A 17485-nucleotide genomic window follows, 5' to 3' on the forward strand; every position below is an offset into this window, starting at 1 on the left:
GCTTGGGAACGGTTGCATCCCCCGGCAGCCTTGCGGATAATAGGAGAGACAGACAAACATCTGCTAGGGATGACAGGAGGCTTGACCACGATGGAAAACGACTTTCAATGGGAGCTGTGGAATCGGCTGACACAAGCGCCGGGAGCGCCAGGCTTCGAAGGTTCGGTCCGCGCTATCATGCGGGAATACATAGGTGCCTATACAAACGAATTTGTCTACGACAACCTTGGCAGCATGCTCGGGGTAATGCGCGGCGATGAAAACGGTCCGAAAATCATGGTGGCCGGACATATGGATGAAGTCGGCTTCATGGTGACGCGCATTTCCGACCAAGGCTTTATTTCGTTTCAGACGCTCGGAGGCTGGTGGGGACAAGTTTTGCTTGCCCAGCGCGTCCAGATCATCACGGAAAAAGGCGCGATCGAGGGCGTCATCAGCTCGATTCCGCCGCATGTGCTGAGTGAAGACCAGCGGAATCGCCCGATGGACATTCGCAACATGTTTATCGACATCGGCGTCGACTCGCGCGCGGAAGCCGAGCAGGCAGGCGTGCGTCCGGGACAGCAGATCGTTCCGGTATGCCCGCTGCAGGTCATGGCCAATCCGAACCGCCTCATGGCAAAAGCGTGGGACAACCGCTACGGCTGCAGCCTGGCAGTCGAACTGGCAAAAGAGCTGCACGAGCGCCCGGGCCATCCGAACGTCGTCTACGTCGGGGCTACGGTCCAGGAAGAGCTGTCTGGCATGCGCGGGGCGAAAACAGCCGCGGCTGCGATCGAGCCTGATTTGTTCCTCGCTTTGGACGCCAGCCCGGCCACGGACATTCCCGGCGTGAGAGACGAAGGCGGCAAACTGGGCGGCGGCCTTTTGATGCGCATATACGATCCGCTGTACATGATGCCGCTGGGACTGCGCGAACTGCTTATTTCGACCTGCGAGCAGGAGAACATCCCGTACCAGTACTACGTGGCCAAAGGATCTACGGACGCCAATGTCGTGCAAAACCACGGAAAAGGCGTGCCGTCGGCTGTCATCGGCATCCCTTCCCGCTACATTCACAGCCATGCGTCCATCATTGACCGCAACGATTACGAAGCGGCCAAGCGGCTGTTGTTCTCCATCGTGCGCAAGCTGGATCGGGCGACCTTTGCGTCGATTTTGCCGAGATAATGAGGGGAGGTGGCGCTTTTGAACGCGATTGTTTTGTACACGAAGCGCCAGGGCCAGGCGACGTCTTACGAATTTAACGTCTTCGACAACCAGTTCGCCACGGAAAATCTGGCTGTCCGCAAAGTGCTGATGTCCATGCTGGAGTCTGTACGCGAGCGGCTGACCGATGTGGAAGTGGAGTACAACGACAGCATGCTGGCGGAAAAATTGGGGGCGAGACGCGCTGCGGAGACGCTGCGTTTTCTCGGGGCGACGAAAGACAACAGCAAGGAAAACCGCAGCAACGGCATCGTCGTCAGCCGCTCGTTTCAGGCGCCGCTCACCCCTGAGCGCTATGCGTTTTTTTACGGGCTCACAGACATTGCCACGCTCTCGCACTACCGCTTGAAGGAGGGCAGCGAGGACCGGATTGTGTTTTACTTCACGCGCTATTTGCAGTTGATAGCTCCTGACGAGAGCGCAAGCCAGGCCTTTTTGCAAAAGCTCGACGAGTTTTCGCTACCGTACAGGCTCGTGTCGATCAACTGAACAGGCCAAAACAGGCGAGCAAGAAAAAAAGCCATTTCCACCGATCCAGGGGAAATGGCTTTTTCGTCTGCGCATCGGCTTGCGGCGATGCAGCACAGGCAATCCGTCAAGTAGCAGGGCGATCCGGCCCTTCCAGCTTTTTGTCCCCGTAGCCGGGGGCGTCGTTTTGCACGGATTTCGGCTGGGGGCTGCGGTCTGCCTCCCGCATTTTCCCCGCTTGATCCTGGTTGTTTTGCTTGCTCATTTACGTGGCACCTTCCTTTCTTCCCGATTTCGGTTCGGGAGCCTGCTCCGGGTTTTTGTGGCGCGGCATCGCATAAATCGCGAATAAGCCGAGCAGCGCCGCGAGCAAAAGCGTGATGATCCCGTAGCCGATCCATGGGCTTCGGCTGCCGACTCCCCCGAGCTTTTCCACCATCGTGCCGCCGATGCTCGTCCCGAGAGCCGTGCCGACGCCGGATACGAAGTTGGAGAAGCCGAAGTACGCTCCGAGCCATTCTTCCTTGGCAAAATGAGTGACGAGCGAATCCTGGACAGGCATGAACAGCATTTCGCCGACAATAAATACGACGGCTGCGGCGCTGAGCGTGACGAATTGATTGGCCCAGCCCATCAAGGTCAGGCCCGCGCCGAGCAAGGTCGTTCCGGCGGCAAGCGCCACATACGGGTTGATTCGCGAAAGGACAAAGCGCGAGACGAAGCCTTGCAGCAGGACGACAGCGAGCGAGTTGATCGTCCAGACGAGGCCGATGAGCGTCGCGGAATGCAGGACGTGCTCGCCGCGCAAAGGCAAGATCATCGTAAATTGCGCATACAACGCCCAAATCAGCAAAGTAATCGCGGAAAACAACAGGAAGCTGCGGTGCTTCAAAATATGCCGGTATTCCGAGATCGGCGTGTGGCGGCAGGCAGGCCCGACACAGCGATCATCTGGCAAGGAAAAAAACGTCAGCACGGCGAGCAGGCCAAATACCGCGGCTGCGATCATAAACGGTTGCTGGCCGACGGACGTCATCCAGGTAATGACCAGACCCGCTACGATAATGCCGCTGTGGGCGAGAATCCCCCGCCACGAAAAAGCGGCTGTACGCTGTGCTTCCGCCACCTCATCGGCAATCATCGCCTTGATCGTGGGGGCCAACAGGCCAAGCCCCAGACCGTTCACGGAGGAAAACAGCAGAAAAAGCCCGTACGACGCGCTGTAGTGATAGCCGAGCATGGCCCCTCCTTGAAGCAGTGCGCCAAGCGTGATGATCGCGCGGCGGCCCCAGCGATCCGACATCGGCCCGCCGATCAGGCTGCCAATCTGGTACGCAATGCTGCCCGCGCCCAAAATGAAGCCGACCTGGGCGAGATGCAACTGCCGCACCTTCTGCAAAAAGATCGGAAAGACCGGAATGACCAGATACGAGGCCAGGTGCATGAAAAAAACGAGCAATAGCAGGATCAAATAAGGCTTGTTACGCCAGAGAGCTCCACTCGAGGCTGTCATAATCGCCTCCTTTTGTTGGTATCGTCTCTTCTAGTATGAGTGAAAGAGGTTTGTCTCTATGCAACAAAATTGGGCGAGCGTACAAATGTGCGCGACAGGCAGGCATATGTCCAATCCAAACTTTTCCCCGATACATATACCTATAGAGAAAGGTACCATGGGCGGTATGCCAGGTGCGACGGTTCGAGCCAGCGTGAAGGGGGGATCTGTCATGAAAGGTTTCGGCTTTTTCAACCAGGATGGCTTTGAAACGGTGATCTGGATTATCGTTATCATCTTTCTCCTCTCCATATTCTTTGACGAAGGGATAGATTGAGATGAGCGCATATCGGCCGGTTCGCCGCTTGAACAATCACTATCGCTCGAATCAGGGCTTCAAAGCCTGGATCAAGGCCAACGAGCAATGGTTTAAGGAAAATCCGGAAGTGTTCAAACAGGTGCTGAGCAACCCGAATATGGTCAACCTGTTTATGGATCTCATGGTGATGAACTCGCCGCGCATTCAGAGGCGTCTGCGCAGGTGGGGCAAGAACAAGCCGTGAGCGCATGTGGCATGCTGCCGACAAAAGCATGCCATCTTTTTTTCCTGTCCAAGCAGCCGATCCTTTCGCGCGGGCCTGGCAGCGGCTTTTCAATCATAAAAGCCAGACAAGCTGCGTAGGGATAAGCATAGGCAGCGCAGTCGAGAGGGTGGGAAAACAGCATGGCACAAGTCATTTTGACCTTTTTTGTGGCCTATGGCATCGTCGTGGGCGGATCTTTGTGCGGCGGCTTGGGCGCCTTTTTGACGGAAAAGCCTCCGCTTTTTTCGATGGTCCAGCTTGCGGACCAGTTGAAAATCTGGGGCTTGGTCGGTGCTCTGGGCGGCACCTTTGACTCGTTTTTGCAGATTGAGAAAATATTGATGGGCAACTTTTCGCCTGTGTTCAAACAGCTCGTCATGATCGTCGTCGCGTTTTTGGGCGCGCACATCGGGACGATTTGCGTGCAGTGGCTCGTGCAGGTGCGCTCATGATGATCGTCCTGTGGAAACGCTATCTCGCTCTCCTGCTCATCGGCTGCCTGTTGGGCGGAACGGCGGTTTTGTTTGTGTACGGACGCGAGATGGAGCAGATGATGCTTGTCCGCAAAAGCCTGGAGCTGCAAAATAAAAAGCTGTACGAGGAAAATCAGGAGCTGAAGCAAAACCAGCGGGTCTATCGCAAAAAGCAGGATCAGGTCATCGAGGAAGTCCGCGCCTTTGTCTTGACGGCGGACCAGAAGCAGCCGCTGCACGGGACGATCGTCGTGCAGGTGGTCGATTTGATCGAAAAAGACTTCGCCTCGCTCAAAGGCAAAAAAGCAGAGCAGGTCGCGGAGGTTCACCAGGTGCTGCACGAGATGCTGCGCCGCCGGGAGTATGTCTTGTCCGACCAGACGATGGTGGAGGTGCGGATCAAGACCGTGTTTATCGCGCGGACGCTGCAAGTGTTTGTGACGGCAGAGGTCATATCCGACGATGTCTGGCAAAAGATAGCGCGAAACTTTCTTTTTCTTCCCCCGTATATTTCTACATAGAAACCTGAAGGCAGATCTGTCGCAAGATCTGGGGTGAACGCAAAGGAGAGGCGAGTACATGTCCATGTTCAAAAAGTTGCTGGCCAGTGTCGGAATCGGAGCGGCCAAAGTCGATGCCCGTTTGGAGCAGGAGTCCCTCGTTCCTGGAGACCTCGTAAAAGGCGAAGTGCACATCTCCGGTGGAGACGTAGCGCAGGAAATCGACGAAATCTACATGTACGTTATCACACACTACGAACGCGAAGTGAATGACAACAAGGTGAAGGAAGAGTGCACGCTGGTCAAGTACCGTCTGACTGAGCGCGTCTATTTGCAGCCGAAGGAGGACAAGGTACTGCCTTTTGCGTTCCAGCTTCCTTATGAGACACCGCTGACTATGGGACGTCAACCCGTTTATTTGCGGACGGGATTGGATATTAAAAACGCGATTGATCCGGGCGACTCCGACTTTATCGAAGTGCGTCCGCATCCTTTGATGGCAAAAGTACTGGAGGCGGTCCAGTCGATTGGCTTCCAGTTGTACAAGGTCGACTGCGAGTACAACCGCCACCTGGGCCGCACGTATCCGTTTGTGCAGGAATTTGAGTTCCGTCCGACAGGGGCATACCGTAGCCGTCTGGAGGAGCTGGAAGTCGTCTTTTACTTGCGCGAAGGCGAGCTGGAAGTGCTGCTGGAGCTCGACAAGCGCGCGCGTGGCTTCCTGGGCGCCTGGGAAGAAGCGTTTAACCTCGACGAACGCTATGTCCGCTTCCGGCTTTACGAGGCCGATCTGCAAAAGCCGACTCGCGTGATTGCCGATGCCATCGAGCAGAAGATCAAGCAACAACTGCGTTAAACAAGGGAAAGCAAAAAAGAAGGCTGTCTGGGATGCGAACCAGACAGCCATTTTTTCGTGGATTGACAAGGCGGACGATTAGTCGTCTACGCCAACGATGGTCAACAGGACGAACAAGACGAGAATCAGTGCAAATCCGTTAAAGCCTCCGTTAAACAGCCCCATTTGAAATCCTCCCATAATTCGTGACGTGATGTTTGTTCCCTCTATAACATAGTCGAAGGCCAGGGCAAACGTGTGCAGGCATACACCTATTTTTGGGGCAAAAGCCGGTTCCATGAGGTGTCTTTCTAATTTTTTGATTTGGATGTATAGGGCTGGATTTTTCTGACAATACTGTGAGCATGAAGAAATCCAAGGAGGATATTATTATGAATTTGTTGGAAAAAACCAGGAAAATTAATGTGATGCTGCAAAAAACAATGGGAGGCAGCGGCGTAGGCTTCCAGGATCTCGCCAAGTTGCTGTCAGAGGTCATCTCGGCAAATGTGTACATCATTACGGCGGACGGCACGATTCTCGGCAGCGGCTTGAACCAGGAAATTTCGCTGAATGAAGAAGGCCAGTCTTCCACTCAACTGCGAAGCGGCATACATCAAAAACTGCTGGAAGTGACACAGACGCTCGCAAACGAGTCGATCGAAAGTCCGTACAGCTTCGTGCCAAAAGAACTGGCAGGGCTGTTCCCGCAAATGATGACGACCATCGTGCCGATCAATGCAGGCGGCAGCCGCCTGGGTACACTCGTGCTGCTGCGGGCGTATGGCGAGTTTGAAACCGAGGATTTGATTTTGGGCGAAATCGGCGCGACCGTCATCGGGATGAAGATCGTTCGCCAGCGCACAGAGCAGATTGAAAATGAAGTGCGCGACAAAACGTTCGCCAAAATTGCCCTGTCTTCGCTGTCCTACAGCGAACAGATCGCCATTGAAAAAATTATGGAGCAGCTCGACGCGCGCGAAGGCTTGCTCGTCGCCAGTCAACTGGCAGACCAGGCGGGTCTGACTCGTTCCGTCATCGTCAACGCGCTGCGCAAGCTGGCCAGCGCAGGCGTGCTGGAGTCCCGCTCGCTCGGCATGAAAGGTACATATATCAAAGTGCTCAACGACAAGTTCCCATCCGAACTGGCGAAGTGGAAAACATCGTAATTCGCAGCGCTTAGACAGAAGGCTCTCCCGGAAAACGGGAGGGCCTTTGTTTGCGTGCGCGGGCAGAGGCGCGAACAGGCGGGAACACGTTTTGCCAAAAGGAAGGGGCAAGTCCTTTGCCGCTCAACGAGTACATTCCAACTGGAAAAAAGTTCATGAATTAATCATTGATTCGTGATTTTTTTGCCGATATAATTTGCCAAAAGGAATAACTTCAAAAAAATCAAAATTTAAAGTCTAAACTTCAAAATGCAAAGCGATTGAGGAGGAGATCGGATTGAAAGTGGCAATCGGCGGCGTCGTGCACGAAACGAACACGTTTTCCAACGTTCCTTCCACGTTAGACCTGTTCCAGAGCTGGGAGTGGGATCATCAGCAAGTCATCCTGGATCGCAACCGCAAAGTGAGAAACTTTTTAGGGGGAATGATCGACCGGGCGGAGGAACTGGGCATTGAGCTTTTGCCGACCTTTTCCACGTTTGCCTATCCGGCAGGCACGATCACGCGCGACACGTACGAGCGGATGAAGGCCGAACTGCTGGAAGGGCTGCGTCTGGCACAGGGCGCCGACGCCATCTGTCTTGCCCTGCACGGGGCTGGCGTCGCCGAAGGAATTGACGATATGGAAGGCGACCTGCTTGCGGCCGTGCGCGGCGTAGTCGGCTACGAGATTCCGCTGGTCGGCACGCTCGACCTGCATGCGAACATGACGCCGCAGATGGTGGAAGAAGCAGACGCGCTGCTCGGCGTCCATCTGTACCCGCACGTCGACTGCTATGAGCGTGGACAGGAGGCGATTGATGTCGCGCGCAAAATGGTCGCCGGCGAGTGGAAGCCGACGATGCATTTGACCAGATTGCCCTTGTTGATCCCGACCTCTGCTACCCACCACTTTCCGGCAAGCGAAATCAACGAAGCGTGCTGGGCTTGGGAGAAGGAAGAAAACGTCATCGACTGCGCGTTTTTTCACGGCTTTCCGTACACGGACATTCCCGAGCTGGGAGTGGCGGTTTTGGCGGTCACGAACAACGACAGCGAGCTGGCGCGAAAAGTGAGCGAGGATGTGGCGCGGCTCGTGTGGGAACGGCGGGACGACTTCGAGCTTATCATGCCGACGCCTGCCGAGGGAATCGCGCAAGCGCTGGCGACAGAAGGCAGGCCGATCGTCATCAACGAGACATCGGACAACCCGGGCGGCGGAACCCCCGGCGACGGAACTCATCTGCTGCGGGCCATGCTCGAAGCGCAGTTGACCGATGCCTGCTTCGGCTACATGTACGATCCCGAGGTGGTGCAGCAAGCGTTCGCGGCGGGAGTCGGAGCCACGCTCGAGCTGAGCCTGGGCGGGAAAACAGACGACCTGCACGGCGAGCCGCTTGAAGTCACGGCGTATGTCAAAGCGCTGACCGACGGCAAGTTCGTGGCGACGACGCCGATGGGGCGGGGCACCCGGGCCGACTACGGCAAGTCGGTTCGCCTGCAAATCGGGGGCGTGGACGTGATCGTCTGCTCCGTCAAGTCGCAGGTGCTCGATGAGCAAATTTTTCAACTGCACGGGATTGATGTCACGCGCTACAAGATCGTTGCGCTCAAATCGAGCACGCACTTCCGCGCCGCCTTCGAGCCGATCAGCGCCAAAGTCATCACGGTCGATTCGCCTGGCCTGACGACATTGAACTTCCGCTTTTTCGAGTACAAACGGGCGAACCGGCCGCTTTACCCGCTCGATCCGATTACCGATCCGAACCTACCACAACTGACAAGGAAGTAGAAAACGATGGAACACGTACAGGAGCGCATTCGCAAGCACTATCCGGAATTGACCAACCAGCAGAAGCTGGCCGCCAAATACATTCTCGCCGAACCACAAATCGTAGCCCAAAAGCCCGCCAAAGTGGTCGGAGCGCTGAGTGGGACGAGCGAAACGACAGTCATTCGCCTCTCCTACGCGCTCGGTTACTCCGGGTACAGCGAATTGCAAAATGAAATTCGCAGCTCCTTGCTCGAACGAGTGCAAAAAGAAGACGCCATCAGCAGCCTGCGGGCGGCGGCGGAAAATTTGCGCGGACAGGACGATCTGCTCTCCTTCAACCTGGAACAAGATGTCGCCTACATCCGGCAAACGCTGGGCGGGCTGCAAAAGGAGCAGCTTCAGCATGCGATCACGCGCATTATGTCCGCCAAGCACATTCTCGTCGTCGGCTTCCGCAGCTCTTACGCTCCGGCTCACTGGCTCGCTTTTGCGCTCAATGTCGTAAAAGGAAACGCGCACCTGTACAACGGCCCTGTCGATGATGCGAACTATTTGCTGACCCAGATCAATGCAGACTGGCTGGTGATTGCGCTCTCTTTTCCCCGCTACGTCAACGAAACGATTTTGTTCACCAAGGCGGCGAAGGAGCGGGGCGCTGTCGTGCTCGGGATTACCGACGACGAGCTGTCCCCGGTCGGTCCGATTGCCGATCAAGTCTTGAAGGTGTACGCCCCTGCGCCAACCGCCCTGAAAGGGATGACCGCGATTTTTTCCATGCTGAACATTCTCGTCAGCGGCGTGGTCCAGGCCGACGGCGAGCAGGTGCAGGAGCGGCTGCGCCATTACGAGAACACGAGTCGCCAAATTTATCCCTTCGTGGGAGAAACCGATATGTGACGGTGAGAGAAAAAAGGGGATGAAGGCATGAAAAAAAGCTGGTGGAAAAACGGGCCGCTTGGCGTCTTGCTGGCAACAGCAATGATCGCAGGCTGCTCCGCGCAGACGGCAACCCAGACGACTCAGCCGGATAGCGACGGGACGAGCAAGAGCAATAACACGCTCGTCATCTCCTCGCTGATTGAACCGGATACGCTCGATCTGCACAAGACAAGCTGGTTGGGCAATGAGAACGGCCTTTTGTACGAACCGCTTCTGACCCGCGATACAACAGGGAAAATCGTCCCGCGCCTCGCGGAAAAGTACGAAATCTCGCAGGACGGCAAGACGTGGACGTTTACTTTGCGCAAAAATACGCGCTTTCACTCCGGCGAGCCTGTGACAGCGGCGGCTGTGAAGGAATCGTTCGACCGGATGCTGGAAATCTCCCCGGTCAAAGGAATTGCGGGACCGATCGAAAAAGTGGAGGCAGCGGACGAGCAGACGCTGAAAATTCATTTCTCCAAGCCGTTCGCCCCGTTTATCAACGTCGTCATTAGCGGGCTGGTGTCTCCGATCGACGCCAAGACGGCAAAAGAGCTTGGCGACGGCTTTGGCGACAAACCATCGGGCACAGGAGCGATCCAGTTCGAAAAGCGCGAACGCGGCGCCTCGCTTTTGTACAAGAAAAATCCGGATTTCAACTGGGGGCCGGAGTACGCGACAAACAAAGGGCCGTTGCACGTAGACAACGTATTGTTCCGCTTTTTGAAAGACGACGATACCCGCCTGATGGAATTTAAAAAAGGGACGATCCACGTGCTGCACGACGTTCCAGCAAACGCTGTCGCCGAGCTGCAAGCACTGCCTGACGTCGAGATTCAGAAAATGATGGACATCGGCATCAAGTACATCGCGTTCAACAACCAGCATCCGCTGTTTGGCGACGTGCGCCTGCGCAAAGCCGTAGCGCTCTCCGTCGACCGCGACCCGCTCGTTGCCGTGGCGTTGAACGGCTTCGGCAAGCCGATTTACGGCCCGTTGGCACCGACGATTTTCGGCTACAGCGAGGCGATTGAGAACAAGGCCAAGCAAATGTACACCCGCGATCTCGGACAGTCCAAGCAACTGCTTGCCGACGCCGGATGGACGGACAGCAACAACGACGGCATCGTCGACAAGGATGGCAAGCCGTTGTCTGTGGAGCTGCTCGTGTCGCAGGAGCCAGCGTTTTCGCGCGCCGCGCAAATTCTCCAGAGCCAGTTGCGGGAAGCGGGCATCGACCTGAAAATTACCGTGCAGGAAATGACGACGATCAAAGACCGCATCAGCAAAAAGTCGTACGACATGGCTTTGATGTACTACGGCTGGTTCGATGCCGACATCCTCTACCTCATCTTTGAAAAGAGCAATGCCACAAGCCGCATGCACTTCACGAAGCCGGAGCTGGACGAGTTGCTCAACAAAGGCCGGGAAGCGGCAAGCGAAGAGGAGCGAATCCGCATTTACGAACAAGCGCAGGAAATTTTGCTGAACGAGTCGCCATGGGTGCCGCTCTGGGTGAACGAGCTGGTGACGGCGACACGGGGCATTAAAGGCTTTTCGCTTAATCCGTACACGCAATATTTCATTTTGAATGATGTCACGCTCGACAAATAGGCAAAAAGCAGGGGTGAAGACATGCGCCGCTATGTCGCAAAAAGGCTGCTTTCTCTATTGGGCACGCTGCTTGGCGTCTCTGTCCTGATTTTTCTCATGGTCCATCTGATCCCCGGCGACCCCGCAACGCAAATATTGGGACAGTTTGCCACGCCGGAAGCGATCAGCCAGATGCGCGCTTCGCTCGGGCTGGATCAGCCGCTTTGGCAGCAGTACGCGAGCTTTTTGGGGAGACTGTTGACGGGCGATCTCGGAACCTCGCTCTTTACCGGGGAGAGCGTGTGGGAGCAAATTGTCGCGCGCTTCCCGATCACGATGCAGCTCGCTGTGCTCAGTGTCGTCATTGCCGCGATCTTCGGCATTTTGCTCGGGACGATTGCCGCCGTCAAACAAAACACGTTTGTCGACAGGTTGGTCGTCCTGACCTCCTTGGTCGGCATTTCCGCGCCGGGCTTTTGGATCGCGCTGTTTTTGATCTGGATTTTCGCTTACAAGCTCGCCTTGTTCCCGATCTCCGGCTACGAGGGCATTCATTCCTTGCTCTTGCCCGCGATCACGCTGGGGATGGCCGAAGCGGGCATGATCGCCCGGATGACGCGCGCCAGCATGCTCGAAGTCATCAAGCAAGACTACATGCGGACGGCGGAGGCAAAAGGAGCGTCTCTCGTTTCTCTCGTGTTCAGCCACGGCTTGCCCAACGCGATCATCCCGGTTGTGACGATGATCGGCCTGCAATTCGGCTCGCTCATGGCTGGAGCGGTAGTGGTCGAAACGGTGTTTTCTTTGCAAGGCATCGGCAGTCTGGCCATCGAGGCGATCAGCAAGCGGGACATGCCGACGGTGCAGGGGATGGTGTTTTTCATGGCGCTGATTTTTGCCCTGACCAACTTGATTGTGGACCTCATCTACAGCCGGATTGATCCGCGCATCCACTTCGACTAAGGAAAGGAGCAGGATAACCGTGAACAACAGCCATCACACATCCTCTTACTGGTCGGTGATCGGAAAACGATTGCGGCGCAACAAAACCGCCATGGCCGGAGCGATCATCCTGCTCATTTTTACGCTGGCCTCTTTGTTTGCGCCGGTCATTGCGCCGCACTCCGTCGAGCAGATGAACTTTGAGCAACGCCTGGCTGCGCCCAGCCTTACGCATTTGTTGGGGACGGATGATTTTGGCCGCGACATTTTTTCCCGGCTCTTGCACGGCGGGCGGATCTCGCTTTTGATGGGGCTGATTGCGGTCGTGCTCTCTACGGCAATTGGCGTCACGCTCGGCATTATCGCCGGTTACTACCGCAAGCTCGACCTGTTCATCATGCAAGGGATGGACATTCTCATGTCGCTTCCCGCCCTGCTGTTGGCGATCGCGGTAATTGCCGTGCTCGGGCCGGGGTTAACCAATGCGATGATTGCCGTCGTGATTGCGGTCATTCCGTCGTACGTGCGGGTCGTGCGCTCTGCCGTCCTGTCCATCCGGGAAAAGGAGTACATCGAGGCCGTCCGCGCCCTGGGGATTCGCGACTGGCAAATTCTTTTGAAGCACATTTTGCCGAACATCCTGTCGCCGATCATCGTGCTGTCGACGATTCAGTTTGGCGTCAGCATTTTGGCCGCTGCCGCCCTGAGCTTTCTCGGGCTCGGTGCCCAACCGCCGATGCCGGAATGGGGGGCGATGGTTTTTGTCGGCAAGTCGTTTTTGAGTCAGGCCTGGTGGATGTCCATTTTCCCTGGCATGGCGATCATGCTGGTGGTCCTTGGCTTCAACTTGCTTGGCGATGGCTTGCGTGACGCCCTGGACCCGAAAACGAGGTAAGGGAGGATGGAAAATGAAAGACGCGTTGCTTGCGGTCAATGACCTGCGGGTGAAGTTCAGGACGGAAAATGGCGTGCTGCCCGCGTTGCAAGGCATTTCTTTTCAGCTCAAAAAAGGCGAGACGGTCGCCTTGGTAGGAGAGTCCGGTTGCGGCAAAAGCGTGACCTCGCTTGCGATCATGGGGTTGTTGTCCCGTTCCTCCACGCAGATGGAGGGCAGCATCCGCTTTCAAGGCAGGGAGCTTGGCAAGCTGGGGCCAAAGGAGATGCGCGAGATACGCGGCAAAGAGATCGCGATGATTTTTCAGGAGCCGATGACCTCCTTAAATCCGGTGCACACCATCGGCAAGCAACTAGAGGAGGTTTACCGCCTGCATACCGATTTGTCCAAAAAAGAACGGCGGGAACAGGCCATTGCCATGCTGAAAAAGGTCGGGGTTCCGCGCGCCGAGGAAATCATGCGCGAATATCCGCACCAGTTGTCGGGAGGGATGAAGCAGCGGGTCATGATCGCGATGGCGATGGCCTGCAACCCGCATTTGCTGATCGCCGACGAGCCGACGACGGCGCTGGACGTGACGATTCAGGCGCAAATACTGGAGCTGATGAACGATTTGAAGGAAAAGGCCAACACCTCGCTCTTGCTGATTACGCACGACCTTGGAGTCGTCGCGGAAATGGCGAATCGGGTGCTGGTCATGTACTACGGGGAGATCGTGGAGGAGGCAGATGTCGCCAGCCTGTTTACGCAGCCGTTGCACCCGTACACGGCCGGGCTGCTGCGCTGCATCCCCGACCTGGATGAGGAAGAGAAAAAACGACTGGACCCGATCGAAGGCAGCGTCCCGTTGCTCGGCGAAGTGACAGAGGGCTGTGCCTTTCGCTTTCGCTGTCCGCTGGCGATGGAACGCTGCTACCTGGAAAAGCCGCCGCTCTCCGGCCAAGGCACACAAGCCGTACGCTGCTGGCTGTACGCGAAAGAGGAGATGGCGGTATGAGCGAGATTTTGTTATCCGTAAACGATCTGAAGACGTATTTTCCCGTGAAGAAAGGACTGCTCGGCAAGAGTGGCGAAGTCATCAAGGCAGTCGATGGAGTTTCCTTTCAGCTTAAAAAAGGGGAGACGCTGGGGCTTGTCGGAGAAAGCGGCTGCGGCAAATCGACCACGGGGCGAAGCATCATGCGCCTGATCGAGCCGACAGGCGGGACGATTCACTTTGAAGGCCAAGAAATAACGGCGATGCCGGAGCGTCGTTTTCGCTCTTTTCGCAAAAAAATGCAAATTGTCTTTCAGGACCCGTACGCCTCGCTCAATCCACGGATGACGGTGCAGGGAGCTTTGGAGGAAGCGCTGAGCGTGAGAGAGCCGAAGCTGTCGTCCGCCAATCGGCGGGAGCAGGTGCAGGAGCTGTTGCAACTGGTCGGGCTGAATCCGCAGTTCGCGGCCCGGTATCCCCACGAGTTCAGCGGCGGTCAGCGACAGCGGATCGGGATTGCGCGCGCTTTGGCGGTTCAGCCAGCGCTGGTTGTGGCAGACGAGCCGGTTTCTGCCCTGGATGTCTCCATTCAGGCGCAGATTGTCAACCTGCTGCAAGATTTGCAGGAGCAACTCGGACTGAGCTACCTGTTTATTTCCCACGATCTAGGCGTCGTTCGCCATATTAGCGACAGAATCGCCGTCATGTACCTCGGGCGCATCGTGGAAATCGCGGACAAAAAAGATTTGTTTACGGGGCCGCTGCATCCATATACACAGGCGCTGATGTCTGCCGTGCCAAAAGCCAATCCTTTTCGCCGAAAGGAAAGGATCGTGCTTGGCGGCGACGTTCCCAGTCCTTCGCGGGTGCCAGCAGGCTGCTCCTTTCATACGCGCTGTCCGCACAGCACGGAGATTTGCCGCACGGTTCGTCCCGTTCCCAGCCAGATCCAGCCCCGCCATTTTGTCGCATGCCATCTATATGAAACAGAAGGGATGAAGATCATTGAAAATCGAGCGCATTGAGCTGCAGCAACTGCACATACCACTTCGCTTCCGTTTTGAAACAAGCTTTGGCTACACGGTGGTCAAGGAGCTGATTCTGGTTAGCGTCTACGGAGAAGGGGAAGTCGGCTACGCCGAGAGCGTGGCGATGCCGGACCCTTATTATAATGAAGAAACGACCGAAACTGTTTGGCACATGATGGAGCGTTTTCTCATTCCGAAGCTGTTTGCCAGTCCAATCGAGACGCCGGAGGACGTGGATCGGCTGTTTGCTCCCGTCCGCCGCAACAACATGGCGAAGGCGGCGTTGGAAGGGGCCATTTGGGATTTGTACAGCAAGCAAAAAGGGGTGTCGCTTGCCAGGGCGCTTGGGGGAAACAAATCGGTAATCGACGTCGGCATCAGCATCGGGATTGAACCGACAGTCGATCAGGTGCTGGCAAAAGTGGAGCGTCACCTCGCGGAAGGCTACAAAAAAATCAAGGTGAAGATCAAACCGGGGTTTGACGTGGAGCTGATTCGCGCAATCCGCAAGCAGTTTGGCGACGATGTGCCGCTGATGGCCGACGCGAACTCCGCCTACACGATGGAGCATATCGACGTGATGAAAGAGCTGGATCAATACGGGCTGATGATGATCGAACAGCCGTTGGCCCATGACGACATCATCGACCATGCGAAGCTGCAGCGCGAGCTTTCCACGCCGATTTGCCTCGACGAGAGCATTCACAGCGTGGAGGACGCCAGAAAAGCGATCGAGCTGGGCAGTTGCGGCATCATCAATATCAAAGTCGGCCGCGTCGGCGGTTTGACTGAGTCCAAGCGGATTCACGATTTTTGCCAGGCGCATGACATTCCGGTCTGGTGCGGGGGCATGATCGAATCAGGGGTCGGCCGCGCGCACAATATCGCCATTACCAGCCTGCCAAACTTCACGATTCCGGGCGATACAGCGGCCTCCAGCCGTTATTGGGAGGAAGACATCGTGGAGGGCGGTGTCGAGCTGATCGCTCCAGGGCAGTTGGCCGTGCCGGATGGTCCGGGAATCGGCTACGCGCTGAATGCGCGGGCGATTGGCAACTACGTGCTCCGCTCGGCGAATTTCCGGCCGTAACAGCCGCGCTTCACGATTTTTCTAAAAGAAAGGGAAAAAGGGGAGAAGAACGATGGCGGTGTGGGTTGAATCGTTTGAAGAGTATGCGCAAAACCTGCTTTCCAAGGCGAAAATCACAGGGGCGGCAGTCGGACTGGCGGAACAGGGACAGCTCGAATATTTCCACGGCTTCGGGCTTGCCGACGATACGGCGGACGCGCAGGAGCTGACCGCAGATACGGTGTTCGGCATTGGCTCGGTGACCAAATCGTTTACGTGCGTGGCGATCATGCAGCTCCAGGAAGCAGGCAAGCTGAATGTCCACGACCCGGTGCGCACCTATATTCCCGAGTTGCGCACGCCGAATGAAGCTTTTACCCGCGAGATGACCATCCATCATCTGATGACCCACACCGCAGGTTTCCCTCCGTTGGATACACTCGTCGGCGCGATGAAAAACAGCATGGCGGAAGAAGCAGCCGACCGCAGCTTCAGCTCCGGCTTGCAATGGGATGTAGAAAAAGCCGAAGCTATCGAGACAAAAGAAGAGATGCTCGCTTATTTGGCAAAGCTCGACTACGAACTGCTCGGCGCGCCGGGCGAGCAGTTCAGCTACTCAAACGACAGCTACGCCTTGCTCGGGGTCATTATCGAGCGGGTGAGCGGCAGCACGTACGAGCAGTTTGTCCACGAGAACATCCTGGCGCCTGCTGGCATGACGCACAGCGCCTTTTTGATCGAGGAGCTGCCAGCCGATGCGCAGGTCGCGACGCTGTTCACCCGCAAAAGCCCGGAAGACGGCGGAGACGTGTATCGCTCGCCTTCGTGGTGGGACGCTCCGGCGATGCGCTCGGCAGGCTTTTTGAAGTCGACGATACGCGATTTGCTGCGCTATACGGAGCTGTTCCGCACAGGGGGACTGGTGGGCGACAAGCGGCTGCTTTCCGAGGCCAGTGTCAAGGCGATGACGACGCCCCACGCCCCGCTCAGCCCCTTCCAAGGCTACGGCTACGGGCTGATGATCGGCACGGATTGCCACGGAGGGACGCTCGTCGAGCACGGCGGAGCGATCAAAGGGGTCAGCGCGCAAATTTTCGCCATTCCCGAACGCAACCTGACCGGGGCGATTCTCATGAATGTCGATGGTGCCCCCGTGACCGATCTGATGCACGGCTTGTTGAATGCAAACAATGGAAAGCTTGCGGCGACCCCTCCGTTCCCGTATGCGGACTACGAGCTGCCGCCTGAGCGATTTGCGGCTTACGCCGGAGAATACCGTTCCTCGGAAGGCGCCAATGTCACCGTTGCCATCGAAGAAAACGCGCTCGTGCTGAAGGCGATGGGCGCTACAGTCCCGCTGCGTCCTGTAGGGGAAGACGGCTTCGTCTGGAAGCGGGGAGAGACAGATTCGTACATCCACTTCTACCGCGACGAGGCAGGGGCGATCAGCCGGATGGGCTTCGGCTTCCGGCAGTTGCCGAAGATACTGGTAGGAACAGAGCAAAAAGTATAATGGAAGAAACGCGCACCTGCAAGCATGGCACTCGCTTGTGAGGGGCGCGTTTTTTGGCGGCGTCC

20 protein-coding genes are annotated in these 17485 nt (G+C 56.5%); 17 read left to right on the forward strand and 3 right to left on the reverse strand.

What is annotated here, in order from left to right:
* The first annotated feature begins 90 nt into the window (after positions 1–90).
* Positions 91–1170, forward strand: a complete 1080-nt coding sequence (locus BA6348_RS10205) for a M42 family metallopeptidase (protein ID WP_005828177.1) — start codon at positions 91–93, stop codon at positions 1168–1170.
* An 18-nt stretch (positions 1171–1188) separates the two neighbouring features.
* Positions 1189–1698 (forward strand): hypothetical protein, encoded by a 510-nt coding sequence (locus BA6348_RS10210; RefSeq protein WP_005828179.1) that lies wholly within the window; start codon positions 1189–1191, stop codon positions 1696–1698.
* A 106-nt stretch (positions 1699–1804) separates the two neighbouring features.
* On the opposite strand, the gene BA6348_RS26625 is transcribed toward BA6348_RS10210, so the two are convergent.
* Together BA6348_RS26625 and BA6348_RS10215 are read right to left on the reverse strand one after the other, a co-directional pair.
* Entirely contained in the window at positions 1805–1942 is a 138-nt protein-coding gene (locus BA6348_RS26625) for a hypothetical protein (RefSeq protein ID WP_005828182.1), read from the reverse strand.
* Entirely contained in the window at positions 1943–3190 is a 1248-nt protein-coding gene (locus BA6348_RS10215) for an MFS transporter (protein WP_025843932.1), read from the reverse strand.
* Between the two features lie 58 nt (positions 3191–3248).
* Between BA6348_RS10215 and BA6348_RS10220 the strand changes: the two genes are divergently transcribed.
* From BA6348_RS10220 to BA6348_RS10240, 5 genes are all read left to right on the forward strand, one after another.
* The gene (locus BA6348_RS10220; protein ID WP_005828186.1) at positions 3249–3506 is read left to right on the forward strand and encodes a hypothetical protein; all 258 of its coding nucleotides are present in this window, start codon (positions 3249–3251) and stop codon (positions 3504–3506) included.
* 1 nt (position 3507) lies between these two features.
* On the forward strand, positions 3508–3732 hold the full coding sequence (locus tag BA6348_RS10225) for a hypothetical protein (RefSeq protein ID WP_005828188.1): 225 nt from the start codon (positions 3508–3510) through the stop codon (positions 3730–3732).
* A 161-nt stretch (positions 3733–3893) separates the two neighbouring features.
* Positions 3894–4205 carry a YtrH family sporulation protein gene (locus tag BA6348_RS10230; RefSeq protein WP_007783237.1) on the forward strand — a complete coding sequence of 104 codons (312 nt, stop codon included), beginning with the start codon at positions 3894–3896 and terminating at the stop codon, positions 4203–4205.
* Positions 4202–4747 carry a sporulation membrane protein YtrI gene (locus BA6348_RS10235; protein ID WP_005828194.1) on the forward strand — a complete coding sequence of 182 codons (546 nt, stop codon included), beginning with the start codon at positions 4202–4204 and terminating at the stop codon, positions 4745–4747. Before BA6348_RS10230 ends, BA6348_RS10235 begins: the two co-directional genes overlap by 4 nt.
* Positions 4748–4805: 58 nt before the next feature.
* Positions 4806–5582: a sporulation protein gene (locus BA6348_RS10240; RefSeq protein WP_005828196.1), complete on the forward strand. Its 777-nt coding sequence runs from the start codon at positions 4806–4808 to the stop codon at positions 5580–5582.
* Between the two features lie 78 nt (positions 5583–5660).
* On the opposite strand, the gene BA6348_RS10245 is transcribed toward BA6348_RS10240, so the two are convergent.
* On the reverse strand, positions 5661–5762 hold the full coding sequence (locus BA6348_RS10245) for a YjcZ family sporulation protein (RefSeq protein ID WP_035317240.1): 102 nt from the start codon (positions 5760–5762) through the stop codon (positions 5661–5663).
* A 191-nt stretch (positions 5763–5953) separates the two neighbouring features.
* Between BA6348_RS10245 and codY the strand changes: the two genes are divergently transcribed.
* The 10 genes from codY (at position 5954) to BA6348_RS10295 (ending at position 17420) form a co-directional block, all read left to right on the forward strand.
* On the forward strand, positions 5954–6730 hold the full coding sequence (gene codY / locus BA6348_RS10250) for a GTP-sensing pleiotropic transcriptional regulator CodY (protein WP_005828198.1): 777 nt from the start codon (positions 5954–5956) through the stop codon (positions 6728–6730).
* A gap of 277 nt (positions 6731–7007) precedes the next feature.
* Positions 7008–8501: a M81 family metallopeptidase gene (locus tag BA6348_RS10255; RefSeq protein WP_122952672.1), complete on the forward strand. Its 1494-nt coding sequence runs from the start codon at positions 7008–7010 to the stop codon at positions 8499–8501.
* Between the two features lie 6 nt (positions 8502–8507).
* A complete protein-coding gene (locus BA6348_RS10260; RefSeq protein ID WP_005828200.1) occupies positions 8508–9380 on the forward strand; it encodes a MurR/RpiR family transcriptional regulator in 873 nt (290 codons plus the stop codon).
* 27 nt (positions 9381–9407) lie between these two features.
* Positions 9408–11018 carry an ABC transporter substrate-binding protein gene (locus BA6348_RS10265; RefSeq protein WP_007783246.1) on the forward strand — a complete coding sequence of 537 codons (1611 nt, stop codon included), beginning with the start codon at positions 9408–9410 and terminating at the stop codon, positions 11016–11018.
* Between the two features lie 21 nt (positions 11019–11039).
* Positions 11040–11960 carry an ABC transporter permease gene (locus BA6348_RS10270; RefSeq protein WP_007783249.1) on the forward strand — a complete coding sequence of 307 codons (921 nt, stop codon included), beginning with the start codon at positions 11040–11042 and terminating at the stop codon, positions 11958–11960.
* Between the two features lie 19 nt (positions 11961–11979).
* Positions 11980–12834, forward strand: coding sequence for an ABC transporter permease (locus tag BA6348_RS10275; protein ID WP_122952671.1), 855 nt, complete (start codon positions 11980–11982; stop codon positions 12832–12834).
* Between the two features lie 13 nt (positions 12835–12847).
* Positions 12848–13831, forward strand: a complete 984-nt coding sequence (locus BA6348_RS10280) for an ABC transporter ATP-binding protein (RefSeq protein WP_026557890.1) — start codon at positions 12848–12850, stop codon at positions 13829–13831.
* Positions 13828–14835 carry an ABC transporter ATP-binding protein gene (locus BA6348_RS10285; protein WP_005833607.1) on the forward strand — a complete coding sequence of 336 codons (1008 nt, stop codon included), beginning with the start codon at positions 13828–13830 and terminating at the stop codon, positions 14833–14835. The genes BA6348_RS10280 and BA6348_RS10285 overlap by 4 nt, the downstream gene beginning before the upstream one ends.
* A complete protein-coding gene (menC, locus tag BA6348_RS10290; protein WP_026557891.1) occupies positions 14816–15928 on the forward strand; it encodes an o-succinylbenzoate synthase in 1113 nt (370 codons plus the stop codon). Before BA6348_RS10285 ends, menC begins: the two co-directional genes overlap by 20 nt.
* A gap of 52 nt (positions 15929–15980) precedes the next feature.
* Complete coding sequence (locus tag BA6348_RS10295) at positions 15981–17420, forward strand: serine hydrolase (RefSeq protein WP_122952670.1); 1440 nt, start codon at positions 15981–15983, stop codon at positions 17418–17420.
* The last annotated feature ends 65 nt before the right edge of the window (positions 17421–17485 follow it).

It is taken from the genome of Brevibacillus agri (assembly GCF_004117055.1).
In the GTDB taxonomy this organism is placed as follows: Bacteria; Bacillota; Bacilli; order Brevibacillales; family Brevibacillaceae; genus Brevibacillus; species Brevibacillus agri.